Source organism: Rhodohalobacter sp. SW132, from assembly GCF_003390325.1.
Lineage (GTDB): Bacteria > Bacteroidota > Rhodothermia > Balneolales > Balneolaceae > SW132.
Genome location: NZ_QUOK01000001.1, coordinates 399,651 through 423,095 on the forward strand (window position 1 = coordinate 399,651; position 23,445 = coordinate 423,095).

A 23,445-nucleotide genomic window follows, 5' to 3' on the forward strand; every position below is an offset into this window, starting at 1 on the left:
GCGCAGGCTGACAGGAATCGGAATTTATCCGACTCCCATCCTGCACACTTGTATTCATCAATCTTATCAAAATCCACTAAAATCGTCATCCTCATCAAACGGAATGAGACTTGCCGCCTGCTTTGGTTTTCCAGATGAGTGCCCGTTTCCATTCCGCGGACCGACTGTCCGGGTTGAAAGTTCAATCTTTCGGGCATCAAACCGTGTTGGAACTGATGTTTTTGGCTTGATCAGCTTTGGGCCTTGCCCATCTGAACCACCCTGACGGCCAACAAGATCAACAAGGCGGCCTACCATATACTGCAGTTCCGACGCCTGGGAAGAGAGCTCTTCCGCTGCACTGGCCGACTCCTCTGAATTTGATGCGTTATTCTGCACCACTTTATCCATTTCCGTCATTGCCGTGTTGATCTGCTGAATTCCGGTCGCCTGCTCACCAGCAGCAGCTGAAATCTCTACGACCAGCGTATTTACATCACCAACGCTGCTTGCAATTTTTTCGAGGTTTTCTGAAACCTCTTGTGCTACCGAAATCCCGCGGTTGCTGCTATCCTGCGATCGCTCGATCAGTTCGGATGTATTTTTTGCCGCCTGCGCACTTTTGTAAGCCAGGTTTCTCACCTCTTCGGCTACCACAGCAAACCCTTTCCCGGCTTCACCTGCACGTGCTGCCTCCACCGCAGCATTCAGCGCCAGAAGGTTGGTCTGAAAGGCAATATCATCAATAGTTTTGATAATTTTTGATGTTTCCATCGATGCCTCTTTGATCTCTTTCATGGTTTCATCCATTCTCCGCATCGCCTTAACACCCTCTTCCACCATTGGCTGCGTCTCTTTCATAGAGCGTTCAGCGGTTGCGGCATTCTGTGCACTCTGCTTCGTCTGGGCTGACATCTCCTCCAGGGATGATGTGGTCTGTTGCAGTCCGGCTGCCTGTTCGCTTGCGCCTTCGGCCATCTCCTGGCTCGCTTCAGAAAGCTGACGAGAAGCGGAATCCACCTGCGACGATCCGCTTGCAAGTCCGGAAATAATTTCGCCAAGCGAACGATTGATCGACCGGGTAATTCTATACCCCATCAGGAAAGCCAGGCCGGCACCCAGAACCAATCCACCCAAACTCAGATTTCTGAAAATCGCCCCCATTGTTGCCGCCTTTTCTACCTCGGCAGTTCCAATAATTTCATTCAGCTCCACGAGATCTTCAAGCTCATTTGAAAGGATGTAATTAGCCGGAATACTCACCTGGAACTGGTGCTGTGTCATATTCGCGAGTACTACATCTCTCTGCTCTTCTGTTGGAAGACGGTCAAACTCGCGGGACATCCCGATATAGCGTTCATGCTCCTGTCGCCAGTCACGAAATGATTCCAGGAATTCTCTGTACTCAATTGCTGCCTGATCTGTCTGTGGAAGCTCCTCGAATATAGCACGAGCCTCATCAAATTCACTCCAGTACGATTCGATGGTTCGATACACATTATTCCTGTCATCACCACTTACCTCGCGGCTCAGAAGCATTTTCTCCTGTCCATCAATTGCGCGAAGCGCATAATTCATTTCACTGAGGCTTTGTACACTCGGCAAACGCACTAATCCAACCTCTTCCATTGCCTGATTGCTGCTGTATGTTACGTAGACCGCAATGCCGCCCAGTATGATCGTAATGGCTGTCATTACTGAAAAAGCACCTGTTAACCTTGCCCCGATGGTTTTCTCTTTTTTAGAGTTCCCGATTCCTTCGCGATTGAGAAAATTTAAGTTTGTCATAGTATCTTATTATTCTTGTTTTGTGCAGTTTTTGAGCGGCTGTAGTTGATATACCACTCCCTGTTTTTTTTCGAATCTTCACCATTCTACACAAGAGAACACCACGGCAAAAATTCACTACTAATTCTACATTCCTGCAGTTTCTTCGTATGTTTTTGTTTTTATTTCAAGTGATAAGTGAAACATTCCAAATGTTGCACTTATTAATTGAACAGATAAAACCTAAAGCTCTTCTTTTTTATCATATGTCGATATGATGCGTGTTTTTTTACGCACCCTGTTACATTATTCTCTCTTTGACCGATGTCTTTTTTTTAATGCACTTCAATCAACTTAGAAAACTCTGTTAAACTGAATTATCGGCGAATATAAGCCTGAGATAAGTATTCAGAGCCCATACCGGGTGTTTATTTTATTTCAAAACGAATTGGCAAACTGCAACTCAAGAAAAATCAGAACCTTAAATTGCAGGTATTTTTTAAAAATTCTGAGGCATTCTCAGCAGACTGTATTTTTAATCTTTTCTTAGGCGCATAAAATCAAAGGAATGTCGAATATCGAACATCAAACGACGAATCTTGAAGTGACACCTGTTCGAAATTCGGCGTTCAATATTCAGGATTCGATATTTACCACGGCCACTGCCGGTAGCCTCGTTGATTTTTACCCGCAGGTCAGAAGGAAGGAAGACACCGCTTGAATGTCGAATATCGAACATCAAACGTCGAATATTGAACGGATCCATTCGAAATTCAGCGTTCAGTATTCAGGGTTCGATATTTTCACCCACGACCATTCCGGTAGTCTCGATGATTTTTGCCCGCAGGGTTTCTGGTGTGAAAGGCTTGTGTACAAAACCTGCCTGGCGTTCATTGATAATTTTGATACGCTTTTCGTTGCTCTCCGTTGAAACAATAAGCACGGGCAGATCCCTTGTATCGGGTTTTGAACGGACAGCTTCAAGCATCTGAAGTCCATCCATTACCGGCATATTTACATCTATAAACAGCAGATCAATCCAGTTCTGATCAAGCTGCTCCAGTCCATCCTTTCCGTTTTCTGCTTCAAAAATATCGGCAATTTCCAACCCGCACATTTTAATTGTACGGATAATCATTTTGCGCATTACTGAACTGTCATCAACTACCAGAATATTGAGTGCCATCTTTGATCTTTACGAAATAATAATTCTGCCATGGATTTCTAGGTTTAACCTGCAATCCCTGCTGTCTGCCTGAAGGGTTTGGATTTAATACTCCTGATGATTGCGTCTGAAATACTTTGCAGCGGAATAATTTCTGAAGCAGCCCCTAATTTAGCCGCCTCTTTCGGCATGCCGTACACGACACTTGATGCTTCATCCTGTGCTATGGTATGTGCTCCTTTCTCTTTCATGGCAAGCAAACCTTTTGCTCCGTCTGCCCCCATTCCGGTCAGCAGAACTCCGCTGGCATTCACGCCTGCAGCTTCGGCTACCGAGTTAAACAATACATCCACACTTGGTCTGTGGTGGTGAACGGGCGGTCCCTGTTTTATTTTCACGTAATATTTTGCGCCGCTTTTTACCACGAGCATATGATAATTCCCGGGGGCCAGCAGAACCGTACCCGGCTCAACCAGGTCGTTGTCTTCTGCTTCTTTCACTTTCATTGCACAGATAGTGTCCAGCCGATCTGCAAAACTTTTGGTAAAAACCGGCGGCATATGCTGTACAATCACAATCCCGGGTGTATTTGCCGGCATTTGAGGAAGCACCACTTCCAGTGCTTTGGTTCCGCCGGTGGACGATCCTATAGCAATCATTTTATCGGTCGTATGAACCAGTTTAGGGTTCACCTTACGTACCGTTTCCACAGTGTTGGATTCATTCACTACTGAATGGCGATCAAACTTAGCTACAGATGCCGCACGTACGGCCTTCACAATACTGCGCGATATATTTTGCGTACTATATGCTGATCCCGGTTTACAAATTACATCTACAGCTCCCAGACGCAGAGCATTCAACGCATTTTCGCTGTTTTTAGGCGTTAGGGAACTCACCACAACGACCGGCATCGGGTAGTGCTTCATTAATTTTGCTAAAAAGGAAAGTCCGTCCATGCGGGGCATTTCCAGGTCGAGGGTGAGCACATCGGGTTTAAGCTGCACGATTTTATCGCGGGCCACATAGGGATCGATTGCCGTTCCCACAACCTCAATGTCGGGTTGTTTACCCAGCTCTTCCGTCAAAACCTTTCGCACCAGTGCCGAATCGTCAACGATAAGTACCTTAATCATCTTTAGTCTGTTGAATAGTAGATGGTTAACTCTGCAACTCCTTCATCAAGATAGATTTGCAGGCACTCGTTTTGCATGCTCATTAATTCTTGTCCGGGGTTCGTATGATCTTCTATAATTCTGGGCGACCGGATGTAGCAGATGTTATCTCCTTTAGCGAATACCGGAACTGTATTTCCGCAGATGATATTTGCGATCTCACACAGCGCACCCTCTTTGAGTTCATCGGTACCCTCTTCCATGCCAAGCATATTTTCAGAGATGGCATCCAGCAGCTCGGGAGAAACCCTGATCGACATCGCCCCTTTTGCGGCGCCATCAAACTCTACCAAAGCGGTAATACTGTTGTCGTTCAGCTCCCGTTCTTCATCCGAAAGATCTTCCAGTTCCCATTCCTCCAGGGGATACATATAGCATGTAATTTCAAACGTTCTGTAGGCAATCCCTCTGAGTTTATCTTCGTGTAGCGCTACCATACTTACTCCGATTTCAGTTTTTCCATGATCTGATCTTCCAGCAGCGATGAGGTAAACTCTTTATGCACAAACCCCATTCCTCTTCTCAGGATAGCATCAATTCGTTTTTCATCGTTTTCGGTGGAGACAACCACTGCCGGAATATTTCGCCATTCGGGATGTTCAGCTGCGTAATCGAGCATCTCCATTCCATCCATCACAGGCATATAGATATCCACCAGCATAAGGTCAATATCATACTCCCCGAGCATATCGAGCCCGATTTTTCCATTTTCCGCCTCATAGACTTCACCCAGCTCTATGCTGCTCTCCATAAGTGTTCGTTTCAGCACGACCCGCATGGTGGGGTCATCTTCAACAATGAGTACATTGCGTTTCATATTCTTATCTAACTTTTGTTACTCGATTCAGGTACAATACGCCCTGCTCTTCAATTCATGCAAATGGATGCATTGAAGGTTAATTGATCGTTTGAAATTTTATATATTTCTTCCCGAAGCTTTTCCGGTGTAAAAGGTTTATGAATGAATGCTGTGCCCAGCTTTTCAATCTGCTCAATCATACTGCTGTTACTTTCTGTGGATACAATCAGTATGGGGATGTTTTTGGATACAGAACGATTTCGAAGCGTATCCAGAACTTCCATGCCATCCATTACAGGCATATAGAGGTCGAGGAGAATCAGATCAATTCTTTCTGTATCTACGTAACGCAGGGCCTCTTCTCCGTCGGCTGCTTCAAAGATCTCTCCCACGGCAATATCACTGAGTTTCAGCGTTCGCTTCATCATCAGTCTCATTACCGAGCAGTCATCAACTATTAATACATTCATTTTCATAACGCCACCTTCAACTGTTTTCAGTTATCGTTTGCATCAAACCTGACACCCGATTCCGGTTCCGGTACTCCCAACTTTTGGGGTACTGCCCGAACCAATCGGTTGTTTATTTATCGTTACCAGCCCGTCGGACAACCGAAGAGTCATGGTTCTTGATTTATTTCCGCCCACATCCTGGTGTTCGATCATAAACCCGTTCTTCCACAAAAGCTTTCGCAGCGTTGTGAAATTTCTCTTACCGATTTTGAAATAATCGTCTTCATCATTCTTTTTCATACTGGCACCGCCAGCTACTGAAATCACAAGATTTTTTTTGCTTGCGCCGAGTGCATAACACCGGTCGAGCAGCAGTGAAAGTCCTGTATCCACATACATCGCGGGCTTCATTTTCGCCTTTTCCGGATCAGATTTTGCCAGCGGAAGCATCACGTGCAGCAGCCCGCCAACTCCGGCGTACGGATCATATACCGCGATTCCCAGGCAGCTGCCCAGGGCATAGGTTATGATCTCATCTCCAGGATGAGCTGAAACATGTACATCACTTACTCCAACAACTGTTCTCATTCAGATTATCTCCCGGGTTTTTGGTACACAGCAGGCTTTATATTCACAAATCCGTGATTTTTCCCTGATACACTTTCTGAGTGCCCCAGGAAAAGATATCCGCCCGGCTCGAGCAGATCATGGAATTTTGAAACAAGCTCCATTTGTGTTTGTCTGTTAAAATAGATCATTACATTTCTGCACATAATCACCTGGAACGGACCTTTCAGCGGCCACTTTTCCTGCAGGTTCAATCGGCCATATGTAATCAAATTCTGAACCTGTTCTTTCACCTGGAATCCACTTTCACCCCCGGGTGGATTCTGAAAATATTTCCTCAGATAGTAATCCGGCAGATCTTTCACTTTTTCCGGTGTATATATGCCGTCTTTAGCGAACCGAAGCACATCACGCGAGAGATCCGTAGCAAGTATTTTCACTTTAAAATCCCTCATAAATTCCCTGTGTTCAAACAATGTCATGGCCATTGTAACCGGCTCTTCACCGGACGAGCAGCCGGCCGACCACCATTTGAATTCCCTCCCTTTCATGGAAGGAATCACCTCTTCATTCAAAAAATCAAAATGCTGCTTTTCCCGGAAAAAGCTGGTTTTATTGGTCGTAAGCACATCCACCAGGGAGAGAAATTCTCCTCCGGTCTCATCATTCTCAACATAATCGAGATATTCCAGAAAACTGCTCACACCTACCTTCCGGATGCGTTTCATCAGCCGCGCCCGAACCAGAGCTTCTTTCCCTTCATGCAGAAAAATTCCACTGTAGTTGTGAAGCAGTGATTTAACTCTTCCAAAATCTTCTTTGGAGAGAGGGATTTGTGTAAGGTGTTCTGTTGCGGTATTGGTTTTCATCTACTCGTTTTCAAATTGATTGATCACCTGCGAATTCTCCGTTTTCAGAGAACCCTCAGTCACAGGTACAAGTGAATTTGTCAGGCAATCGTGTTGCCGCAGCTGCAGCCTGCTTTTCAGTATGCACCTACTGTGCCACGGCTGACGTATCCAGGATCAGGCCTACGCGGCCGTCCCCTAATATTGCACCGCCGGAAATATGCGGCATCTTCACCATCATGTTTATTGATTTACCCACAAGCTGCTGCTGACCAATTACTTCATCCAGCAGGAGAGCATATCGTTTGTTATTATTTTTGATAATCAGCATCGTTCCTTCCAGCAGATCCTCTACAGCGTTCTCAATACTGAACAGCCTGTGCAGCCGGATCACCGGAACCGATTCTCCGCGGAATGATACGTGCTCTTTACTGCCCAGCATGGTGTAAATATCATCCTCTACAGCGCGGAATGTCATATCAATATTTATGGTGGGAATGATAAACCGCTGATCGCCAACTTTCACCAGCATGCCGTCTGTAATGGCAAGCGTAAATGGAATTTCGAGGGATACTTTTGTTCCTTTACCGGGCTGGGAACTCACTTCCACTTTCCCCTGGAGCTGTTCGATCGACCGGCGAACCACATCCATTCCAACGCCGCGACCCGACAGATCGGTAACCTGTTCTGCCGATGAAAATCCGGGCAGGAAAATCAGGCTGAAAATCTCGCTGTCGGTCAGTTTTTTATCCGGATCTACAAGGCCTTTTTCAATCGCTTTGCTGAGAACTTTATCCTTATTGATCCCCTTGCCGTCATCCTCGATTTCAATCACCACTTTACCGCCTTCCTGGTAAGCACGCAGCCAGATGTTTGCCGTTTCCGACTTCCCTGAACCGGCACGTTCTTCCGGGGATTCAATCCCGTGATCGAGTGAGTTCCGGAGCATATGCACCAGCGGCTCGTTTATGATATCCACCATATTCCGGTCAATTTCGGTATCCTCTCCAACTGTGGAAAATTTTACAGATTTACCGGCCTTTCTTGCCAAATCGCGAACCAGGCGATTCATTTTGTGGAACGTAGCACGCAGCGGAACCATTCTCAGAATCAAACTGGTATCCTGCAGTTCACGCAATATCTTTGTGGTGTGATTCACCTTCTTCATCAGGTCTGAATCCTCAGAAATGGATTGGTCCTGTGCAACGACTGAATGTGCAATCACCAGCTCTCCCACCATATCAATCAGGCGATCGAGACGGCTCACATTTACACGCACGGTTGATTCGGCTTCAGATTTGCCTGATGATTTATCTGCAGTTCCGTTCTGCCCTGTATCTGCGTCTTCTGCTGCCGGCTCTCCTCCGGGTGTTTCATTAACTACAGGAGCTACCGGTACCGGAGCTCCCTCTTTTTTCATTGCATCTGCCGGAGATACTTCGTTGTCAAAAATATTGTTCAGAATTCTCATGATACGTTCGTATCCGGCCGGTTTTGGAAGCGGATCACCGCAACCAGAGACCTCAACTACAGCGAGCATTTTTTTCAGAATATCGATCGACTCAAGCGTGATATCCGCACACGCCATATCGAAGGATAGATCTCCTTCACGAACCATACTGAGGAGCGTCTCCACGGAGTGCGTAAACTCAGAAATCGGATCCAGTCCCATAAAAGCTGATGTTCCTTTTACGGTATGAAAAGAACGAAATACGGTGTTGATGAGCTCATCATTATCGGGAGACTCCTCCAAATCCAGAAGCGCCACTTCAGCAGACTCTACAAGATCGGAACACTCGGTTACAAACTCTCCAAGCATCGCCTCTTCCGAATCCACCGGAATCACAAAAACCTCTTCTTCCTCAGTTTCTTCTGTCGATTTCAGATCTTTTTCTTCAGCATCACCGGCCGTTGATGTTTCTTCAGCTGCCGGATCCTGAGACTCATCGCCCCACACCTCGTCCTGCTCTGCTTCTATTGCCTCTTCAGCTTTTTGCGAAATAAACGCCAGCCAGCCATCCACCGGTTTATCTGCTTGTTCCGCTTCAACAGCTTCTTCATAAGCTGCAATAAGCGCCGGTTTTGCCGCATCAGCAGCTGTTTCACTCAGATGTTTCAAAATTCTCACAAGAAGGCCGAGTTCCCCGGCAGTTACCTTCTCTTCATTCAGCATCATGATGTTTGATGCCAGGTCATTCAGCGTAACACCTTTAATTTTATCGTCGTCAACACCGTCTGACTCTTTTTTCTTTGATACAGGTTTTTTGGAGTTTTTCGACTTTGATTTCTCAGCCTGTTTTTTCGCTTCCTCAACCTCAATAATGGAATCGGCAGACTCTTTGCCACCAGACAATGCCTTTTCAAGCTGCTGGCACGACTGTTCAAAATCTTCCACAGCAATATTACCATCGGAAAGCATATACTCTCTGATCGTGTTAATTCCCTGCATCGTTGAAGTTTTTACGGCCATAAAGAAATCATCCTCTTCATAGAGGTGCTTCATCCCCTGCCAGGCGAGGTTGATTAATTTTTGCAGCTGTACTCCTTTATCATCAATCCCACCAATAAATTCTTCGAACTTTGCGCCGGCCACCATAACGTTATCCCGGTCGCTTGGAAATACATCCGCCAATGCGCGTATGATTTCCTCAAGTTCCCCGATTTTTCCTTCAGCGTTGTCACTCATAATCGTGGTATCCGTTTTACTTTGATTCAGTCAGCGCCATGTTCACCCAGAATTCTCCGGTAGAACCGCTAAATTTCATCTCTTCTGTTGGCGGCTTATTTGGCATGAAAAGCGTCAGATCGCTTCCGCGAGTTGCCGTTGGCAGTGAAGATTGCCCGCGAAAGCCAACCGTCTCAACATTTGCGGCGACATCGCCGGCCAGAATATTTGATATCTCACCAACGAGATCTCCCATATCATCACTCTCAAATGGGAGTTCCATTCCAACAAAAATTTCTGATAATGATATAGCCGTATCTTTTGGAATAACAATCATCAGCGAAAGTGTGTGATCGGGATTAAAAACTGCAATATTTCCGATTACACCATTTACGGGGCCGCTCTTTCCGCTGTCTGGTATGTATACGGGGTTATCACCACAAATGGATGTAAATGTATTGATTACTGATTCTTTCACGAGATCCACGATTTCAACGGGAATCTCTTTTACGTCTTCTAAACTTTTGGGGATCATTTTTTTAAATTATTTAAGATTTCAGGATGCTTTTGAAAAAGCTTTTTTCCTCTTCCTCCTCCTCTTCTCCGACAATATTCCCATCGTCATCAAAGTATCGGCTGATCGTCTGGTACATTTTATCGGCTGTAAAAGGTTTTGTGATGTACTCGTTCGCACCTCCCTCATTCAACGCCTTGTCTACTTTCCCCATTGATTTTTCTGCTGTTACCATAATGATTGGAATGTGGTCATTGTCACCCATTTCCCGAATCGCTTTTGAGAACTCCACACCGGTCATATTTGGCATGTTCCAGTCCACAAACATAATCTCAATCTCGTTACTGAACTTATCCAGCGCATCCTGGCCGTCCATCGCCTCCACATACTCGAACTCAGCAAGCATAAGCTGATCGAGCGCACGTTTTACCGCACTTCTCATTATTTTTGAATCATCAACAACAAGTGCCTTCACTTTGCCCATTGTTACTCCTTTTTCATTCAATATTGTTAACTCATAAAACAGCAAAGCACAGCGGCTTGACCTGCAAATGTATTTTTAATCTGACTTTTGCAGATACTCACCCTAAAGCTGTTACTACAAGAACCGCTCCAACTGAATCCTTTTTAGCTGAACCTGCCTGAATTATTTTATTCTGTGTCTGGTCTATTATCGGGAAAGATTAGGAATCCTTAAGCTTTCGTAACTTTTTTAATGTACCTCTAAAGCACCTGTAAAGGCATTTTACCAGTATTATTTGATTAGATTTCAGGCAAAGCAGACAAGACTCATTCAATTTATTGACATCTCCATTACCTGCTTGATATATCTATTGTATGATTGTAAAATCAGCTTCAATTTCCAGGTGTAAGAAAGTTTTTCCTCTGTTTTGTCATTCAATTCCACTCAATTCAACTTTTCAGTTAATTTGAGGTTTACACTGTCGATAACCACCGAATAATCATTATCCATATTCACCCACTACTCCACTCTACAGATGTTGAATAGTTTTGTACAACCGGCGTCCGTCTCTACCGGCCTTGCAGTTGAAGGTGTACAGCCTGTTCAGGGGTATGCACCATACAATCAGCTTACACGGCTGATGCCCGCGTTCAAGCTTGCTGAAGATGGTGCAAAACCTGAAGATGAAGAGAAAAAAGAACAGGGCTTTGAGCTGCAGCAGGAGCTGGATGAATATCATGATCAGCAGCCCGAAATTTTCAGACTTGCAATCAATGTAAGTTTCAGAGAGATGATTCAATATTTTCTCACACCGGAGCATGACAAAATTCTTGATATCCGCAGCCGGCTCCGAAACGAGAGAGGACTATCTAATCTAACGATCTTTTCACCGGTGGGACCTGTCCCCCAGGAGTTTGATTTCATCAGGGAAGAACTTTATGAATTTCAGATGCAGCTTTTCAAATCTCCAAAAGGCCTGCATTGTCACATTATCCTGTGATGATGACCTGAACAGAGCCTTGAATTTTATGGGGACAATAGATGATTTATCAAAATGAGTTGTCGCTATGGGTAAAAGGTGCTGTAAGAACAAACTGAGGGGTTTTTCCATCCCGCTTATCCATCAGGATATGCCCATTTACCTGATCCGCAATCTGAGCACAGATTTTTAAACCCAATAGCAGTGAAGAGCCCTCGTCCATATCTTCCGACAGAAGCACTATATCCCCTTTTTTGAATAGGGATTGAACATGAGTGTTTGCACACTTTCCACCTTTGTTACGAATAATAAGTGCAAATTCCGAGTCATCTTGCTCCACTTCGATCTCTATAATACTTTCCGGTGATGAAAAAGAATCAGCGGACACCACCAGGTTATAAATCAACAGTTTCATCTGAAAGAGTTCAGCTTCAACGTAAACAGGTTTCGCAGAAGGCAGGGTTCTGACCTCAGTAGCGCAAAGGCCTGCAGCACCCGATACAATCTCTTTAACCTCGTTCACCAGCCAGTTTAGCTCAACAATCGGGCTTTCACTCTCATCAGAAAACTGGTGATCTTCTTTATAAATATCGTGCAGCTGCTCGAGCATAAACCCAATCTCATTCAACCCGCTGCTGATATGTGAACTGTAGCGATCTAGTTTTTCAGAATCCGGAACAGAGGACAGTGAATTTGACAGTAGTTCGAGATACCCCGAAACAGCACTCAAGGGCGACATTATGTTGTGCATGAAGTGACGAACCGTTCGGTTCTGGAGCTCATGCACAGCTTTCAGGTGTTTATATTTGCGCTTGAGTGATTCATGCTCTCCCTGCTTTGTTATATAGCCTGAATGCTGATTTTGGTACAGAGTTGAATCTGAATTGGCGCGCCTTTTTTTGTGCCCGTGCGTACTATCCATCTTATCTCAATAGATGATGATTCGTTTATTAAAATTTTCCGTGTACTGAACTACCTTTTAAATTAGGTTCAGATATCGGATTGTCTTTATCCATAACAATGATATAAAATTATTCTAATATTAAAAAATTTTAATGTATAATTAAGCTGATATTCCAGCCAGAATACATTTCGAAATACAGTGCATACATATTTCAAAAACCATCATAATCTGCATTTGCCCGAAAACCGATTGGTAACACGCAGAATCAATTTTTTGCCAACGCGATTGTATATGCAACTATACTTTCGCATAAACCTTTAATTACAGAGCAGTTCCGCATCCGGAGCTTTATACCAACTGGAAAATCGAGGCTTAATGAATCTGATATCCATTCATATTGATCTTTATACCACCACTTAACCCTTAAAAACAATAAGAATGTTTTCATACCAAGTCATGGTATTTGTAAAACCATATATTAGTTTAGAAACAAACGTTAAAACGGAGTACACCTTATTCTGAAGATTTTTGATTATGAGTGAAAATCCAGGAAAACAAACGGATCAGAGATACCAGCTGCTATCCGAACTGGCGCACAAAATATTTATAAGTGAATCTTACCATGATTCACTGCGCCTCGTATTGGAATGGATTGCCGGGCAGATTGATCCGGAGTTCAGTGAGTGCCGTTCCAAACCGGCTGATGACTCTTCCTGGAACCTTACTGTATCTATTCCCCCACAGGACCAGAACTATGATCCGCCTGAAAACGGGTTTTCTTCCGGGGCTTCAACCGATTTCTTCAAACCCAGTCTGGATGTTGTTGATGAAGTGTGGGTAGCTGACCTCCCATCAACAGATAACACCGTACTGCCTAATAAACTTCGTAACAGCAATACATTTACGGCGCTATCATTGCAGCTGGCATTTAGCAATGGACGGTATGATCTGTTCCGGTTTTTCTATTCCGGCAAAAACAGCTCTTTGAACAAACATGTTTCTCTTTTAAAAAAACTGCTGACGGATCTAAAATCTCTTCTCAAAAAAAAGCATGAACAGCACCTTTTGCACAGTTCGTTTCAAATGTATCGCCGCTTGTTTGATGAAGACATTAATCCCGGATTTATTGCTGATCCGGATGGCAAGATTGTGAACTGTAATCAGGCGTTTGTAGATCTTTTCCGATTTAAATCAAAAAAAGCTGCACTGCAGAGTAATTTCAGCGATCGGTTCACAAATTACATGCACCAGGTATTTTTCTGGGAGGCATTGCACCGGGGCGAAGAGATCAACAACCACGAAATGCCGGCATCAACGGTAGACGGACAAAACGTGTACCTGATGTTAAAAATCACCTGCCGGTATCATGAAGAGGATCCCAATGAGCTGAAAGAAGTGATTGGCTATATCCAGGATATCACCAGCCGTAAAGAAGTCGAGGATGCTCTTCGAAAAAGCGAAGAGCGGTATCGCAGCCTGATAGAAACTACAAACGACTGGATCTGGGAAATCGATGAAAATTTCTGTTTTACGTATACCAGCCTTAAAATCCAGACTATCCTGGGCTATGATATCAATAGCGTCCTGGGGGAGTCTATTTTCCAGCTGATGCCCGATTCCCGAAGAAAAAATTCAGAATCGCGGTTTCGCGCCCTGGCCCGAGAACAAAATGAGTTTGTGAGAGAAGAGCACGCATTTAAAGATGCCTCAGGAAATCTTTTTATTTTTGAAACGAGCGGCATCCCTCTATTTAACAACAGCGGGATTTTCCAGGGTTATCGCGGTATTGCCAAAGATATCACGGAGCGGAAAAAAACGGAAAAACAGATCGCCCGCCTGAATGATGAACTTGAAAATAAAGTGATTGAGCGGACAAAAATGCTGCAGATTGCAAACAAAGAACTGGAGGCTTTTAGTTACTCCGTTTCACACGATCTGCGCGCGCCGCTCCGCAGTATCGATGGGTTCAGCCAGGCGCTCATCGAAGATTATGGCCATTCCCTTGATGACACGGCAAAAAACTACCTGACCCGCGTTCGCAGTGCTGCTCAGCGAATGTCTACCTTAATCGACGACATGATTAAACTGGCTAAAGTGTCACGTACTACCATAGAAAAGAAAAATATCAATTTATCTGAGATTGTAGAATCTATTGGCCGGGGACTTCATGAAAATGAGAAGGAGCGCGATGCAGAGTTTGTAATTCAGCCGGGCATTAAAGCAATCGGCGATAAAAACCTGCTTCAGGTTGCTCTCCAGAATTTGATGGAAAATGCCTGGAAATTCACTTCAAAAAATGAAGAGACCCGGATTGAGTTTGGCAAAACACAAAGAGAGGGCGAGACTCATTATTTCATAAAAGATAACGGCGCCGGATTCGACATGAACTATGCCGGAAAACTTTTCACACCCTTTCAGCGGTTACATAAAGAGCGCGAATTTCCCGGTACAGGCATCGGCCTATCAACTGTTCAGAGAATTGTTCACCGGCATCTTGGAAAAATTTTTGCGGAAGGAGAACCGGGGAGTGGGGCTGTATTCTATTTTACCCTGAACTTAAAACCGGGCCCTGATTAACAACATGCGCAATTTAAAGCCAGTGTACGTTTTTCCTGCCGGACTTTGATTCGCGGCATCATGGATACAACTTGCCTGTCCGTTACGTTAGAATAGAAAACTTAATTGTTGTATTTGCCCAACTTAAGTAGCTTATAGAAGAAATTAACTCATGATCAAGACGATTTATCACAACTGATGAAACACGCTGACAGATCCATTCTTATTATTGAAGACAATCCCGACGATGGACTGCTAACTATTCGTGCTTTAAAAAAGCTCAACTTCAAGAATATTACACTTGCCGAAACGGGTAGTGACGCGATGGAATATTTGTATGGCGTTCCCGGCAACAAAAGTCAGAAGAGTTTACCAGCTAAACCGGATTTAATCCTGCTCGACCTGAATTTACCGGTAATGGATGGATTTTCACTGTTAAAGAAAATTCGCTCTGACCAAAGCACCCGGTACATCCCGATCATTGTGCTAAGCTCATCCGGAGAAGATTCAGACATTGAAAAAAGCTACGAACTTGGCGCAAACAGCTATATTCGCAAACCGGTGGATTTTTTGGAATTTGAAAAAGCTGCCCTGTTGATCAGTGAATATTGGCTCACACTGAATGTACCATCCGGCAACGAAAACTGATATCAAACCTGATAATTTTTATCCAAAAAAGGCGAGTGCTATCGCAATAATGGAAATCGAAAGCGCAGCAACCGACAGTGAAAGAGTAAGTTTATACTTTTGGTCTTCTTTTTCAAGATCCGCCAAAACAGACGCTACCAATGGGAAATTCACACTCATTCCTTCAAATTTCAGTGATGTGAAAAAGGTAATCCGTTCACCATTTTCATCGCGATAACTGTATTTTTTGTTGAAGTGATAATAAAGCCGCCCGAAAATCATATCTTCATCAACACCTACTTCTTCAGCGACCTCATGAATATCAATCGGTACACGAATTCTGGCGATTCTGTCCGGCTCCTCCGTTGCATACGACCGAAATGTATCCAAATATTCGTTGTAGATTACTTTAAGAATTTCAAGATCAGAGGGGATTTTTTTCATTTCTTCAACTATTTGCTTTCACTTGTTATATTCCTCCATAAGGCAGAACAAAATATTCGCTTGAACAGCACACACGCGTATCTGCAATCAGTTATCGGTTATAAATTGTAAATGTTTAATTTATTATGGGTGAAAATCGGACACCAGTTCCATTCCCCTCAGTATTTAGAACACGTTGTACATCGTATGATACCATGCACACTTACGCAAAAAGCTCAGAACCCGGAATATTATCTTGGGTTTTTATGAAGAAATATTCTTCAGTTATTCCCTGTACTTCGTGCCGTTCGTCTTTAGATTACTTTACAAACCACGTTTATCGCTAAAAATATTTATGGCTGACTCTGTTAAAAATATCTACAGTATGCATCAACCAACACCTTTCTGCATATGAGTGAAGTAAGCAGGATACGAGTGCTGCTTGTTGATGATTCTCCTGACGACAGAGAGCTTATTCTGATGAATCTGCGACGTGGCGGGTACCAACCCATACCCACTGAAGTAGACACAAAAGAGGCATTTGTTGATGCCTTGGATGCTCATACCTGGGATCTCATCATTTGTGACTACTCCATGCCGGGATTTGACGGACTTACCGCGCTCAAGATCCTGAAAAATCGAAACCGGGACATTCCATTTATCCTTGTTTCGGGTGCGATTGGAGAAGAACTGGCCGTTAAAGCGATGAAAGCCGGAGCTCACGACTACCTGATGAAGGACAATTTACAACGGCTGATCCCTGCAGTTGAACGCGAAATCAATGAAGCCCGCAACCGTAAAAAACAGAAAGAGGCGGAACAGGAACGCGACCGCCTGCTGACAGTGATCCAACACAGCCTGAATGAAATTTTTATTTTTGATTCCAAAACACTCCGATTTCGTTACCTCAACGAAACTGCGGCCAACAACCTCGGGTATTCCGAAGATGAATTCTCGAAACTTACCCCCATCGACATTAGTCCTCAGATTGACAACCGTGCCGATTTCGAAAGAATCATTCAGCCGCTGCGGGACGGCAGAATGGAAAAAGAATTTTTTGTAACCAAACATACCCGTAAAGATGGATCCACATATCCAATTGAAATCCACATCCAGCTTATTAAACAGGGGAATGATCCTTTTTTTACCGCAATCGGCTTTGATATGTCCGACCGGGAAAAAGATGCCCGGAGGATAAAAGAACATAAAGATATCGCCAGGGAAATGGCGCTTCACAGTAAATATAAATCTGAGTTTCTGGCAAATATGAGCCATGAACTTCGCACTCCGCTCAACTCTATCACATTGCTGAGCAAACTGCTGATGAAGGCAAAAGATAAAAATCTAACCGCTGATCAATCGAATTTTGTTGATGTAATTCACCAATCCGGTAACAACCTGCTGGAACTGATAAACGAGGTGCTGGATCTCTCAAAGATTGAGTCCGGCGAAATGGAACTTTCACTGAGCCGTATCAACCGCCAGAACCTGGTGAGCGACATCCGTAATCTCTTTGCACCCCTGGCTGATGAAAAAAAGCTTGTTTTTGATATTTCAGTAGACAACACACTGCCCGACCAAATTACAACTGACCGGATGCGCCTGGAACAGGTTTTAAAAAATCTTCTCTCTAACGCTTTCAAGTTCACGGATGAAGGATCCGTAGCCCTGCGGGTTTTTTCTCCGGAACCAGGTAATCGAGCAGTGCTCAAACAGGAGATGATTGGATTCAGCGTTTCTGATACCGGTATCGGCATACCAAAAGAAAAACAGTCGCTGGTTTTCGAAAGTTTTCAGCAAGCGGACGGTTCCACGCAGCGCCGTTACGGCGGAACCGGACTCGGTCTCACAATCTGCCGCCAAATTTCAGAGCTTCTCGGCGGCTCCATTACGCTCGAAAGTCAGGAAGGTGCCGGCAGTACATTTACACTTTTATTACCGGTTGACAGTACTGAATTTGTTGAAAAATCAAGAAGCAGCCTGAAGACAACTTCAGACGGAGAACTTCAGAGGGAGTTAAAGTTATCTCCGGCTCCCGTTAAAGATTCGGAACCGATCACACCAAAACAGAAATACTCCGCCAAAATTCTTCTGGCAACGGACAGCAGCCGTCTTCAATCTAAAATTAAGTCCATTGCCGGGACGAAAAACATTGAACTCAGTATCGTAACCAGCGGCGAGAACATTGCACCTGAGGCAGATCGCTTTCAGCCAGATTTCCTCATCCTTGATCCTTACATCACACACATGAGTGGATGGAGCTTTTCAAAGATGATATCAAGACGATCTAATATCCCGGTGTGGCTGGCGGAAAATCCCGGAAAAGTTTTGCCACCCATGATTCACAATACGGTTCAGGGTGTTATTTATGATGCATCCGCGGGGCAGGATCTTCAATCCATGCTGGATACGGATCGCAAGACAGCTGATCCAGCCTGTCAGACACTCTTGCTGGTAGATGACAACGAAATGCATAACACAGCGCTTCGCGAATTCGCCCTGGAGTTTGTAGATCGATGTATTACCGCAACATCTGCCAGGGAAGCTTACGATGTGCTTGAAAATCAATCAATAGATTGTGTTGTACTCGATTTATCACTGCCTGATGCCAGCGGGGCTGATGTTCTTAAAAAACTATCTGATGATGACCATCTCTCCAGAATACCCGTAATCATCTACTCCGGAAAAAGTCTGTCCGCATCTGAAAAATCTTTCCTTATGGAACACGCATCTGATATCATCCTGAAAAATGTAGGTAGTCATTCCAGGCTTATGAAGAAGATTGGTGAACTCACCGGGAACAGCCTGCCGGATCATAACCTGTCTGACCCATTTGATTTTTCCAGACTCGCCGGCCGATCCGTTCTGATTGTTGATGATGATCAGCGCAGTTATTTCTCCCTCTCATCACATTTGAAAGAATACAACATCATCACAGAGCATGCAGAATCAGGCAAAGCTGCGCTTCAAAAACTGAACAACACCTCTTATCATGCTGTACTGTTGGATGTAATGATGCCGGATATGGATGGTCATGAGCTTTTAAAAGAGATTCGAAGAAACTCCCGATGGAAAGATCTCCCCATCTTTTCAGTAACAGCCCGGGCCATGCGGGGTGACAGGGAAACCTGCCTGGAATTAGGTGCAACCGATTACATAAGCAAGCCTGTAGATCCTGACATCATTCTTACTTTGCTTTCTATCTGGATTGCTGAATAGTAGCAACCCAAGCCCGATAATTGTGCACTACAGCCGTATGTAAGGCAATAAATTACAATCTTAGTGCATTCCCGGTAAAAGAACTACCCATCCCCGGCACGGTCAGCCGGACCTGAGAATATTAGAAAGCTTTTCTTTTCGGATTTTAATTTAACTGCCCATTTTTTGTACCGATAACATTTCACACAGACGGCGATTAATCTGCCGAATCAAGAGCTGTAATTTCATGCAGCTTGAGAGTTGACGAAAACAAAGTGACACAAAGGTTTTTATATGTTGTCAGGAAAAGAACGAACGATCAAAAAAATTGGCCATCCCATCCGGGTTCTCATCGTGGAAGATTCTGAAGACGATACAGAACTGATGATTCGGTCCCTTCGAAAAGGTGGTTTTTATCCAAGGTTCAAACGAGTACAGACGGCCTCTGGTCTTCGCTCAATGCTCGATCAGGAGATGTGGGATATTGTGTTGTGTGATCACAACATGCCAGGATTTGACAGCATTTCAGCTTTGAAGATCATCAATGAAAAAAGATCAGATATTCCATTTATGATTATATCTGACTCAATAACTAACGGTATCGCAGAAGAACTGCTAAGCAATGGAGCGAGCGCCACACTCTCCAAAAGTAACTTAAATGCCCTTGTGCCGGCAGTAGTTCGTGAACTTAAAAAGAGCCGTGCAAAAAAAGACAACTCCACCCATCAACGTGAAAAAAAACAGAAGACCGGCAAAAACGGCCTGATTGAAAACGGAAAAATAAGTCTTTTTGCTGCCAAATCGGTTTCAGATGACATGGATAAGCAGAGTAAAAGTTTGGTAAATGGCGAAACCGGTTCTCATTCCGGGAATGGAAAAGAGAAAAGCGAATCAGTTAAAAATATTCTGATTGTAGAGGATGAGCTGATACAATCCATTCTTCTTGAAAAGCTGATTAAAAGTATGGGCTACACAGTGATCGGAAAAGCCACAACCGGTGCCGATGCCATCGAAAAAGCGATGCAGCTTAAACCCGACCTTATCACTATGGACATCTCGCTGCAGGATGATATTGATGGAATTATGGCTACAAAAACCATCCAGGATAAGAGCATGATCCCGGTAATCTATATTTCCGGAAACAGTGACAAATACAATTTCGAACGGGCCGAAAAAACCAACTTCATCGACTTTATTCCAAAACCGGTGAGTAAAGAAAGCCTGCAAAAATCGTTTATTAAGGCTGAAAATATCTGCCAGAAAAAAAACTGACCCATCGAATTTACCGCTCTTCAGCCCGGCGTTTTATAAATGATTTGAGGTGTAAGGAATTCAGTAACATTAGTGAGTTACAAAATGTCATCGGATGAGGCATCCTTAAAACCTGAGTTCTATTAGACACTGCACGGTTTTTGAAAAACTCATCCCATCACTACGCAACAACGTATTGATGGCATGACACAAGACTTTCCCGAGGTTGAACTCTATCGAATTTATTGCTTACTTCTTTAAAACAATAAATTCTGATGGCTCTTCAATGAAAAAATCCCTCTTTGTTTTTATTTCCATTTTCCTTCTTTTATTCCAGTTTTCCTGTGCCGATGAACCGCAGGAATCCGCTTATGACACCCTCGGTCTTGAAGAAATTACCGTTGACGAACTCCAGGCCCGGTATGCCGACGGATCGCTCACAGTCCGAGAGGTAGTACAGGCTTATCTTGACAGAATTGATCAAATTGACCGATCTGGCCCGTCTTTGAATTCCATTCTCACACGAAACGGCAATGCACTTTCTGTTGCTGACCAGCTTGATAATGAACTCCGTGACGGAAACAGCAGAGGCCCGCTTCATGGAATACCCATCTTACTTAAAGACAATATCGATACTGCAGATATGCCCACAACAGCCGGATCTCTTTTCCTGGAAGGGTCCATGCCGCGACAAAATGCAACCATCGTATCTATGCTCCGGGAAAAGGGTGCCGTCATTTTAGGTAAAACAAACCTGAGTGAGTGGGCCAACTTTCACAGCAGTTTTTCATCCAGCGGATGGAGTGCATTGGGCGGGCAGGTTCGAAATCCCTATGAAATATCAAGAAACCCGTGCGGATCGAGTTCGGGGTCAGGTGTGGCTGCATCCGCAAACCTGGCCACGCTTACTATCGGAACCGAAACAAACGGCTCTATTGTGTGCCCTGCCAATGCAAATGGCGTTGTTGGTTTTAAACCTACCGTAGGGCTCTGGAGCCGGGCTGGTATCATCCCAATTTCTTACACAACCGACAGCGCCGGACCGATGACCCGTACCGTACGCGACGCCGCTATTCTGATCGGCGAACTTGCCGGAATGGATGAAAGAGATGAGATGACTCAATCAGCCGAAGGCAACATTCATGATGATTACACTCAGTTCCTGAACCGGGACGGTCTGGAAGGAAAACGAATTGGTTTTTTCACTGCACCGATGGAAAATCATTTCAGGGTAGATACACTCATGAACGAAACGATCCGAACTCTCGAAGAGCTTGGAGCAACGATTGTTGAAATCGACCAGATATCCACGCAAAATATCAGCGGTGATGCGTTCCAGGTACTTCTTTATGAATTTAAGGACGGGCTCGACAAATATCTTGAATCCCTGCAAAACGAAGCGGTAGTTTCTTCCACCGAAGGTATTGCCACCGAAATACGTAACTCCTCGACAGAGCGGGAACGTTTTGACAGAAATCTTATATTAATGGCCGCTGAAAAAGAGGGACTTGAATCCGAAGAGTATCAAGCGGCGCTGGAAAATATGCTGCTCTCCAGCCGAGAAGAGGGGATTGACCGTGTAATGGACGAGCATGATCTCGATGCAATTGTATCTCCAACAGGTTCACCCGCATGGAAAACCGACCTTACCCTGGGAGATAATTTCAAACTCTCATCAAGTTCACCTTCGGCACGGTCCGGGTACCCGATTATTACGCTGCCCATGGGCAGTATTGACGACCTGCCGGTTGGGGTCTCGTTTTTCGGCCGCGCCTGGAGTGAGCCAACTCTTCTTGAAATCGCATACTCATTTGAACAAAACACAGATCATCGTTTGATTCCGCAATTCAAACCGTAAAAATGCCGGTGCTAAAGAATGTGGATTGTTTTCTGAATGATGCGATATCCATCAGTCCACGGATGAGTTTTTCAAAAATCGAGTGACTTCTTATCTAAAAGTCACTCATTTCTGAAATCTTTTGTTAAAACGGTAAACCGTCATCATCCCCGCCCGGACCCAGATCAATAACATTTTCATCGGGGGATGGTCTCGCGTCTTCACTTTGTGCTCCTTTCTCAATCTTCCACGCTTTCACATCCGTATACCATCGCCCGTTATACTCGCGACTCTGGATATCAATAAACGCTGTGATTTCTTCCCCAGCCTCCAGGCTGGTCTGGTCTATTTGTTCTCCCCATTGTGTGACGCACACTTTTCTCGGGTATTTTCCGGGAGTTTCAAGTATAAAATCTCTTTTTTTCCAGGGTCCATTTTTACTTTCACCAGACTGAACATCCAGTATATCTACAACTTTGCCGGCTATTTTTAAATCCATACTGCTTTACCTTTCTGTTTCAATTATCAAAAACTTCTGTTCAGGTAGATACGGATGAACCGTTCGGTTTTCAAGAAGAAATTTTATCCATATTCATTGGATTTTTGCTTTCTATATACTCACATTAATGTAAATGAGATGGATCTGATTTTACCACAATATCCTTCAACCTAAATCCGGTCATTATGAAAAAACTCTTTAGTTTTTTATTCCTAATCCTCTTTTTTGCAGCATGCGCGGGTAATGATGGAACAGAATTAACAATCGAAATTGATGCTGAAACACCTCAGGATGAGTTTTTCGCCAACCTACTTGAACTTTGCGATAACACATTTGTTGGGGAATCCACCTATCCCGTGGATCCGCCACACGAAGAACTGGGAGATGTGGAGCTGCGGGCAACAATTGCCACCTGCACCGAAGTGGAAGTTCGTATCCCCTTTCATGCAGGCGAAGATGAGTCCCGCACGTTTGTATTTTCCCGATCCGACGAAGGCCTGCATTTAAGGCACGATCACCGCTATCCTGATGGCAGCCAGCACGATATAACCGATTATGGCGGATGGGCCAATGACCAAGGAACATCAACCCGCCAATATTTTGAAGCCGACGATCAAACCGTGGAGATGATCCCCGAGGCCGAAACCAATGTCTGGATGATTGAACTTCAAATGGAAGAAGGGATGCTGATCTACAATCTCGAAAGACACGGTGAACCCCGGTTCAGGGCAGAGCTGGAAAAAGTTCAGGATTAATTATGCCTCTTTATGACGGAAC

General features: G+C 44.3%; 21 protein-coding genes. 7 read left to right on the forward strand and 14 right to left on the reverse strand.

Annotated features, from left to right (window positions below):
- Window positions 1-66 precede the first annotated feature (66 nt).
- From DYD21_RS01755 to DYD21_RS01805, 11 genes are all read right to left on the reverse strand, one after another.
- Window positions 67-1,767, reverse strand: a complete 1,701-nt coding sequence (locus tag DYD21_RS01755) for a methyl-accepting chemotaxis protein (protein WP_199535443.1) — start codon at window positions 1,765-1,767, stop codon at window positions 67-69.
- A 766-nt stretch (window positions 1,768-2,533) separates the two neighbouring features.
- Entirely contained in the window at window positions 2,534-2,932 is a 399-nt protein-coding gene (locus DYD21_RS01760) for a response regulator (RefSeq protein WP_116031329.1), read from the reverse strand.
- Between the two features lie 44 nt (window positions 2,933-2,976).
- On the reverse strand, window positions 2,977-4,047 hold the full coding sequence (locus DYD21_RS01765) for a chemotaxis response regulator protein-glutamate methylesterase (RefSeq protein WP_116031332.1): 1,071 nt from the start codon (window positions 4,045-4,047) through the stop codon (window positions 2,977-2,979).
- Window positions 4,048-4,049: 2 nt separating this feature from the next.
- Complete coding sequence (locus DYD21_RS01770; RefSeq protein WP_116031336.1) at window positions 4,050-4,523, reverse strand: chemotaxis protein CheX; 474 nt, start codon at window positions 4,521-4,523, stop codon at window positions 4,050-4,052.
- Between the two features lie 2 nt (window positions 4,524-4,525).
- Window positions 4,526-4,903 (reverse strand): response regulator, encoded by a 378-nt coding sequence (locus DYD21_RS01775; RefSeq protein WP_116031341.1) that lies wholly within the window; start codon window positions 4,901-4,903, stop codon window positions 4,526-4,528.
- Between the two features lie 50 nt (window positions 4,904-4,953).
- Window positions 4,954-5,361: a response regulator gene (locus tag DYD21_RS01780; protein ID WP_116031345.1), complete on the reverse strand. Its 408-nt coding sequence runs from the start codon at window positions 5,359-5,361 to the stop codon at window positions 4,954-4,956.
- Between the two features lie 36 nt (window positions 5,362-5,397).
- Window positions 5,398-5,925 carry a chemotaxis protein CheD gene (locus DYD21_RS01785; RefSeq protein WP_116031349.1) on the reverse strand — a complete coding sequence of 176 codons (528 nt, stop codon included), beginning with the start codon at window positions 5,923-5,925 and terminating at the stop codon, window positions 5,398-5,400.
- A gap of 5 nt (window positions 5,926-5,930) precedes the next feature.
- The gene (locus tag DYD21_RS01790) at window positions 5,931-6,773 is read right to left on the reverse strand and encodes a protein-glutamate O-methyltransferase CheR (protein WP_116031353.1); all 843 of its coding nucleotides are present in this window, start codon (window positions 6,771-6,773) and stop codon (window positions 5,931-5,933) included.
- Between the two features lie 127 nt (window positions 6,774-6,900).
- Window positions 6,901-9,438: a chemotaxis protein CheA gene (locus DYD21_RS01795; RefSeq protein ID WP_116031357.1), complete on the reverse strand. Its 2,538-nt coding sequence runs from the start codon at window positions 9,436-9,438 to the stop codon at window positions 6,901-6,903.
- A gap of 16 nt (window positions 9,439-9,454) precedes the next feature.
- Window positions 9,455-9,952 (reverse strand): chemotaxis protein CheX, encoded by a 498-nt coding sequence (locus DYD21_RS01800; RefSeq protein ID WP_116031360.1) that lies wholly within the window; start codon window positions 9,950-9,952, stop codon window positions 9,455-9,457.
- A gap of 13 nt (window positions 9,953-9,965) precedes the next feature.
- Window positions 9,966-10,415 (reverse strand): response regulator, encoded by a 450-nt coding sequence (locus DYD21_RS01805; RefSeq protein ID WP_147303466.1) that lies wholly within the window; start codon window positions 10,413-10,415, stop codon window positions 9,966-9,968.
- A gap of 514 nt (window positions 10,416-10,929) precedes the next feature.
- Here DYD21_RS01805 and DYD21_RS01810 point away from each other — a divergent pair.
- Window positions 10,930-11,394 (forward strand): hypothetical protein, encoded by a 465-nt coding sequence (locus DYD21_RS01810; RefSeq protein ID WP_116031362.1) that lies wholly within the window; start codon window positions 10,930-10,932, stop codon window positions 11,392-11,394.
- A gap of 49 nt (window positions 11,395-11,443) precedes the next feature.
- Here DYD21_RS01810 and DYD21_RS01815 read toward each other — a convergent pair whose 3' ends face one another.
- Window positions 11,444-12,295 (reverse strand): HAMP domain-containing sensor histidine kinase, encoded by an 852-nt coding sequence (locus DYD21_RS01815; protein WP_116031364.1) that lies wholly within the window; start codon window positions 12,293-12,295, stop codon window positions 11,444-11,446.
- Between the two features lie 516 nt (window positions 12,296-12,811).
- On the opposite strand from DYD21_RS01815, the gene DYD21_RS01820 reads away from it, so the two are divergent.
- Window positions 12,812-14,854, forward strand: coding sequence for a PAS domain S-box protein (locus DYD21_RS01820; RefSeq protein ID WP_116031366.1), 2,043 nt, complete (start codon window positions 12,812-12,814; stop codon window positions 14,852-14,854).
- Window positions 14,855-15,031: 177 nt separating this feature from the next.
- The gene (locus tag DYD21_RS01825; protein WP_116031369.1) at window positions 15,032-15,481 is read left to right on the forward strand and encodes a response regulator; all 450 of its coding nucleotides are present in this window, start codon (window positions 15,032-15,034) and stop codon (window positions 15,479-15,481) included.
- An 18-nt stretch (window positions 15,482-15,499) separates the two neighbouring features.
- On the opposite strand, the gene DYD21_RS01830 is transcribed toward DYD21_RS01825, so the two are convergent.
- On the reverse strand, window positions 15,500-15,904 hold the full coding sequence (locus DYD21_RS01830) for a hypothetical protein (protein ID WP_116031371.1): 405 nt from the start codon (window positions 15,902-15,904) through the stop codon (window positions 15,500-15,502).
- Between the two features lie 390 nt (window positions 15,905-16,294).
- Here DYD21_RS01830 and DYD21_RS01835 point away from each other — a divergent pair, with 390 nt between their 5' ends.
- From DYD21_RS01835 to DYD21_RS01845, 3 genes are all read left to right on the forward strand, one after another.
- Entirely contained in the window at window positions 16,295-19,102 is a 2,808-nt protein-coding gene (locus DYD21_RS01835) for a response regulator (RefSeq protein WP_116031374.1), read from the forward strand.
- A gap of 273 nt (window positions 19,103-19,375) precedes the next feature.
- A complete protein-coding gene (locus tag DYD21_RS01840; protein ID WP_116031377.1) occupies window positions 19,376-20,353 on the forward strand; it encodes a response regulator in 978 nt (325 codons plus the stop codon).
- 265 nt (window positions 20,354-20,618) lie between these two features.
- Entirely contained in the window at window positions 20,619-22,190 is a 1,572-nt protein-coding gene (locus DYD21_RS01845) for an amidase (protein ID WP_116031381.1), read from the forward strand.
- Between the two features lie 124 nt (window positions 22,191-22,314).
- Here the strand turns inward: DYD21_RS01845 and DYD21_RS01850 are convergent, their stop codons facing one another.
- On the reverse strand, window positions 22,315-22,668 hold the full coding sequence (locus tag DYD21_RS01850; protein WP_116031384.1) for a DUF3127 domain-containing protein: 354 nt from the start codon (window positions 22,666-22,668) through the stop codon (window positions 22,315-22,317).
- Window positions 22,669-22,853: 185 nt separating this feature from the next.
- Between DYD21_RS01850 and DYD21_RS01855 the strand changes: the two genes are divergently transcribed.
- Window positions 22,854-23,423, forward strand: a complete 570-nt coding sequence (locus tag DYD21_RS01855) for a hypothetical protein (RefSeq protein WP_116031388.1) — start codon at window positions 22,854-22,856, stop codon at window positions 23,421-23,423.
- Window positions 23,424-23,445 lie beyond the last annotated feature (22 nt).

Excerpts from the sequence above, each read along its gene's own strand:
- DYD21_RS01800 (WP_116031360.1), bottom strand. The coding sequence starts at position 9,952 with ATGATCCCCAAAAGTTTAGAAGACGTAAAAGAGATTCCCGTTGAAATC.
- DYD21_RS01815 (WP_116031364.1), bottom strand. The coding sequence starts at position 12,295 with ATGGATAGTACGCACGGGCACAAAAAAAGGCGCGCCAATTCAGATTCA.
- DYD21_RS01760 (WP_116031329.1), bottom strand. The coding sequence starts at position 2,932 with ATGGCACTCAATATTCTGGTAGTTGATGACAGTTCAGTAATGCGCAAA.
- DYD21_RS01775 (WP_116031341.1), bottom strand. The coding sequence starts at position 4,903 with ATGAAACGCAATGTACTCATTGTTGAAGATGACCCCACCATGCGGGTC.
- DYD21_RS01755 (WP_199535443.1), bottom strand. The coding sequence starts at position 1,767 with ATGACAAACTTAAATTTTCTCAATCGCGAAGGAATCGGGAACTCTAAA.
- DYD21_RS01785 (WP_116031349.1), bottom strand. The coding sequence starts at position 5,925 with ATGAGAACAGTTGTTGGAGTAAGTGATGTACATGTTTCAGCTCATCCT.
- DYD21_RS01835 (WP_116031374.1), top strand. The coding sequence starts at position 16,295 with ATGAGTGAAGTAAGCAGGATACGAGTGCTGCTTGTTGATGATTCTCCT.
- DYD21_RS01780 (WP_116031345.1), bottom strand. The coding sequence starts at position 5,361 with ATGAAAATGAATGTATTAATAGTTGATGACTGCTCGGTAATGAGACTG.
- DYD21_RS01850 (WP_116031384.1), bottom strand. The coding sequence starts at position 22,668 with ATGGATTTAAAAATAGCCGGCAAAGTTGTAGATATACTGGATGTTCAG.
- DYD21_RS01765 (WP_116031332.1), bottom strand. The coding sequence starts at position 4,047 with ATGATTAAGGTACTTATCGTTGACGATTCGGCACTGGTGCGAAAGGTT.
- DYD21_RS01855 (WP_116031388.1), top strand. The coding sequence starts at position 22,854 with ATGAAAAAACTCTTTAGTTTTTTATTCCTAATCCTCTTTTTTGCAGCA.
- DYD21_RS01790 (WP_116031353.1), bottom strand. The coding sequence starts at position 6,773 with ATGAAAACCAATACCGCAACAGAACACCTTACACAAATCCCTCTCTCC.
- DYD21_RS01830 (WP_116031371.1), bottom strand. The coding sequence starts at position 15,904 with ATGAAAAAAATCCCCTCTGATCTTGAAATTCTTAAAGTAATCTACAAC.
- DYD21_RS01845 (WP_116031381.1), top strand. The coding sequence starts at position 20,619 with ATGAAAAAATCCCTCTTTGTTTTTATTTCCATTTTCCTTCTTTTATTC.
- DYD21_RS01820 (WP_116031366.1), top strand. The coding sequence starts at position 12,812 with ATGAGTGAAAATCCAGGAAAACAAACGGATCAGAGATACCAGCTGCTA.
- DYD21_RS01840 (WP_116031377.1), top strand. The coding sequence starts at position 19,376 with ATGTTGTCAGGAAAAGAACGAACGATCAAAAAAATTGGCCATCCCATC.
- DYD21_RS01770 (WP_116031336.1), bottom strand. The coding sequence starts at position 4,523 with ATGGTAGCGCTACACGAAGATAAACTCAGAGGGATTGCCTACAGAACG.
- DYD21_RS01810 (WP_116031362.1), top strand. The coding sequence starts at position 10,930 with ATGTTGAATAGTTTTGTACAACCGGCGTCCGTCTCTACCGGCCTTGCA.
- DYD21_RS01825 (WP_116031369.1), top strand. The coding sequence starts at position 15,032 with ATGAAACACGCTGACAGATCCATTCTTATTATTGAAGACAATCCCGAC.
- DYD21_RS01805 (WP_147303466.1), bottom strand. The coding sequence starts at position 10,415 with ATGGGCAAAGTGAAGGCACTTGTTGTTGATGATTCAAAAATAATGAGA.
- DYD21_RS01795 (WP_116031357.1), bottom strand. The coding sequence starts at position 9,438 with ATGAGTGACAACGCTGAAGGAAAAATCGGGGAACTTGAGGAAATCATA.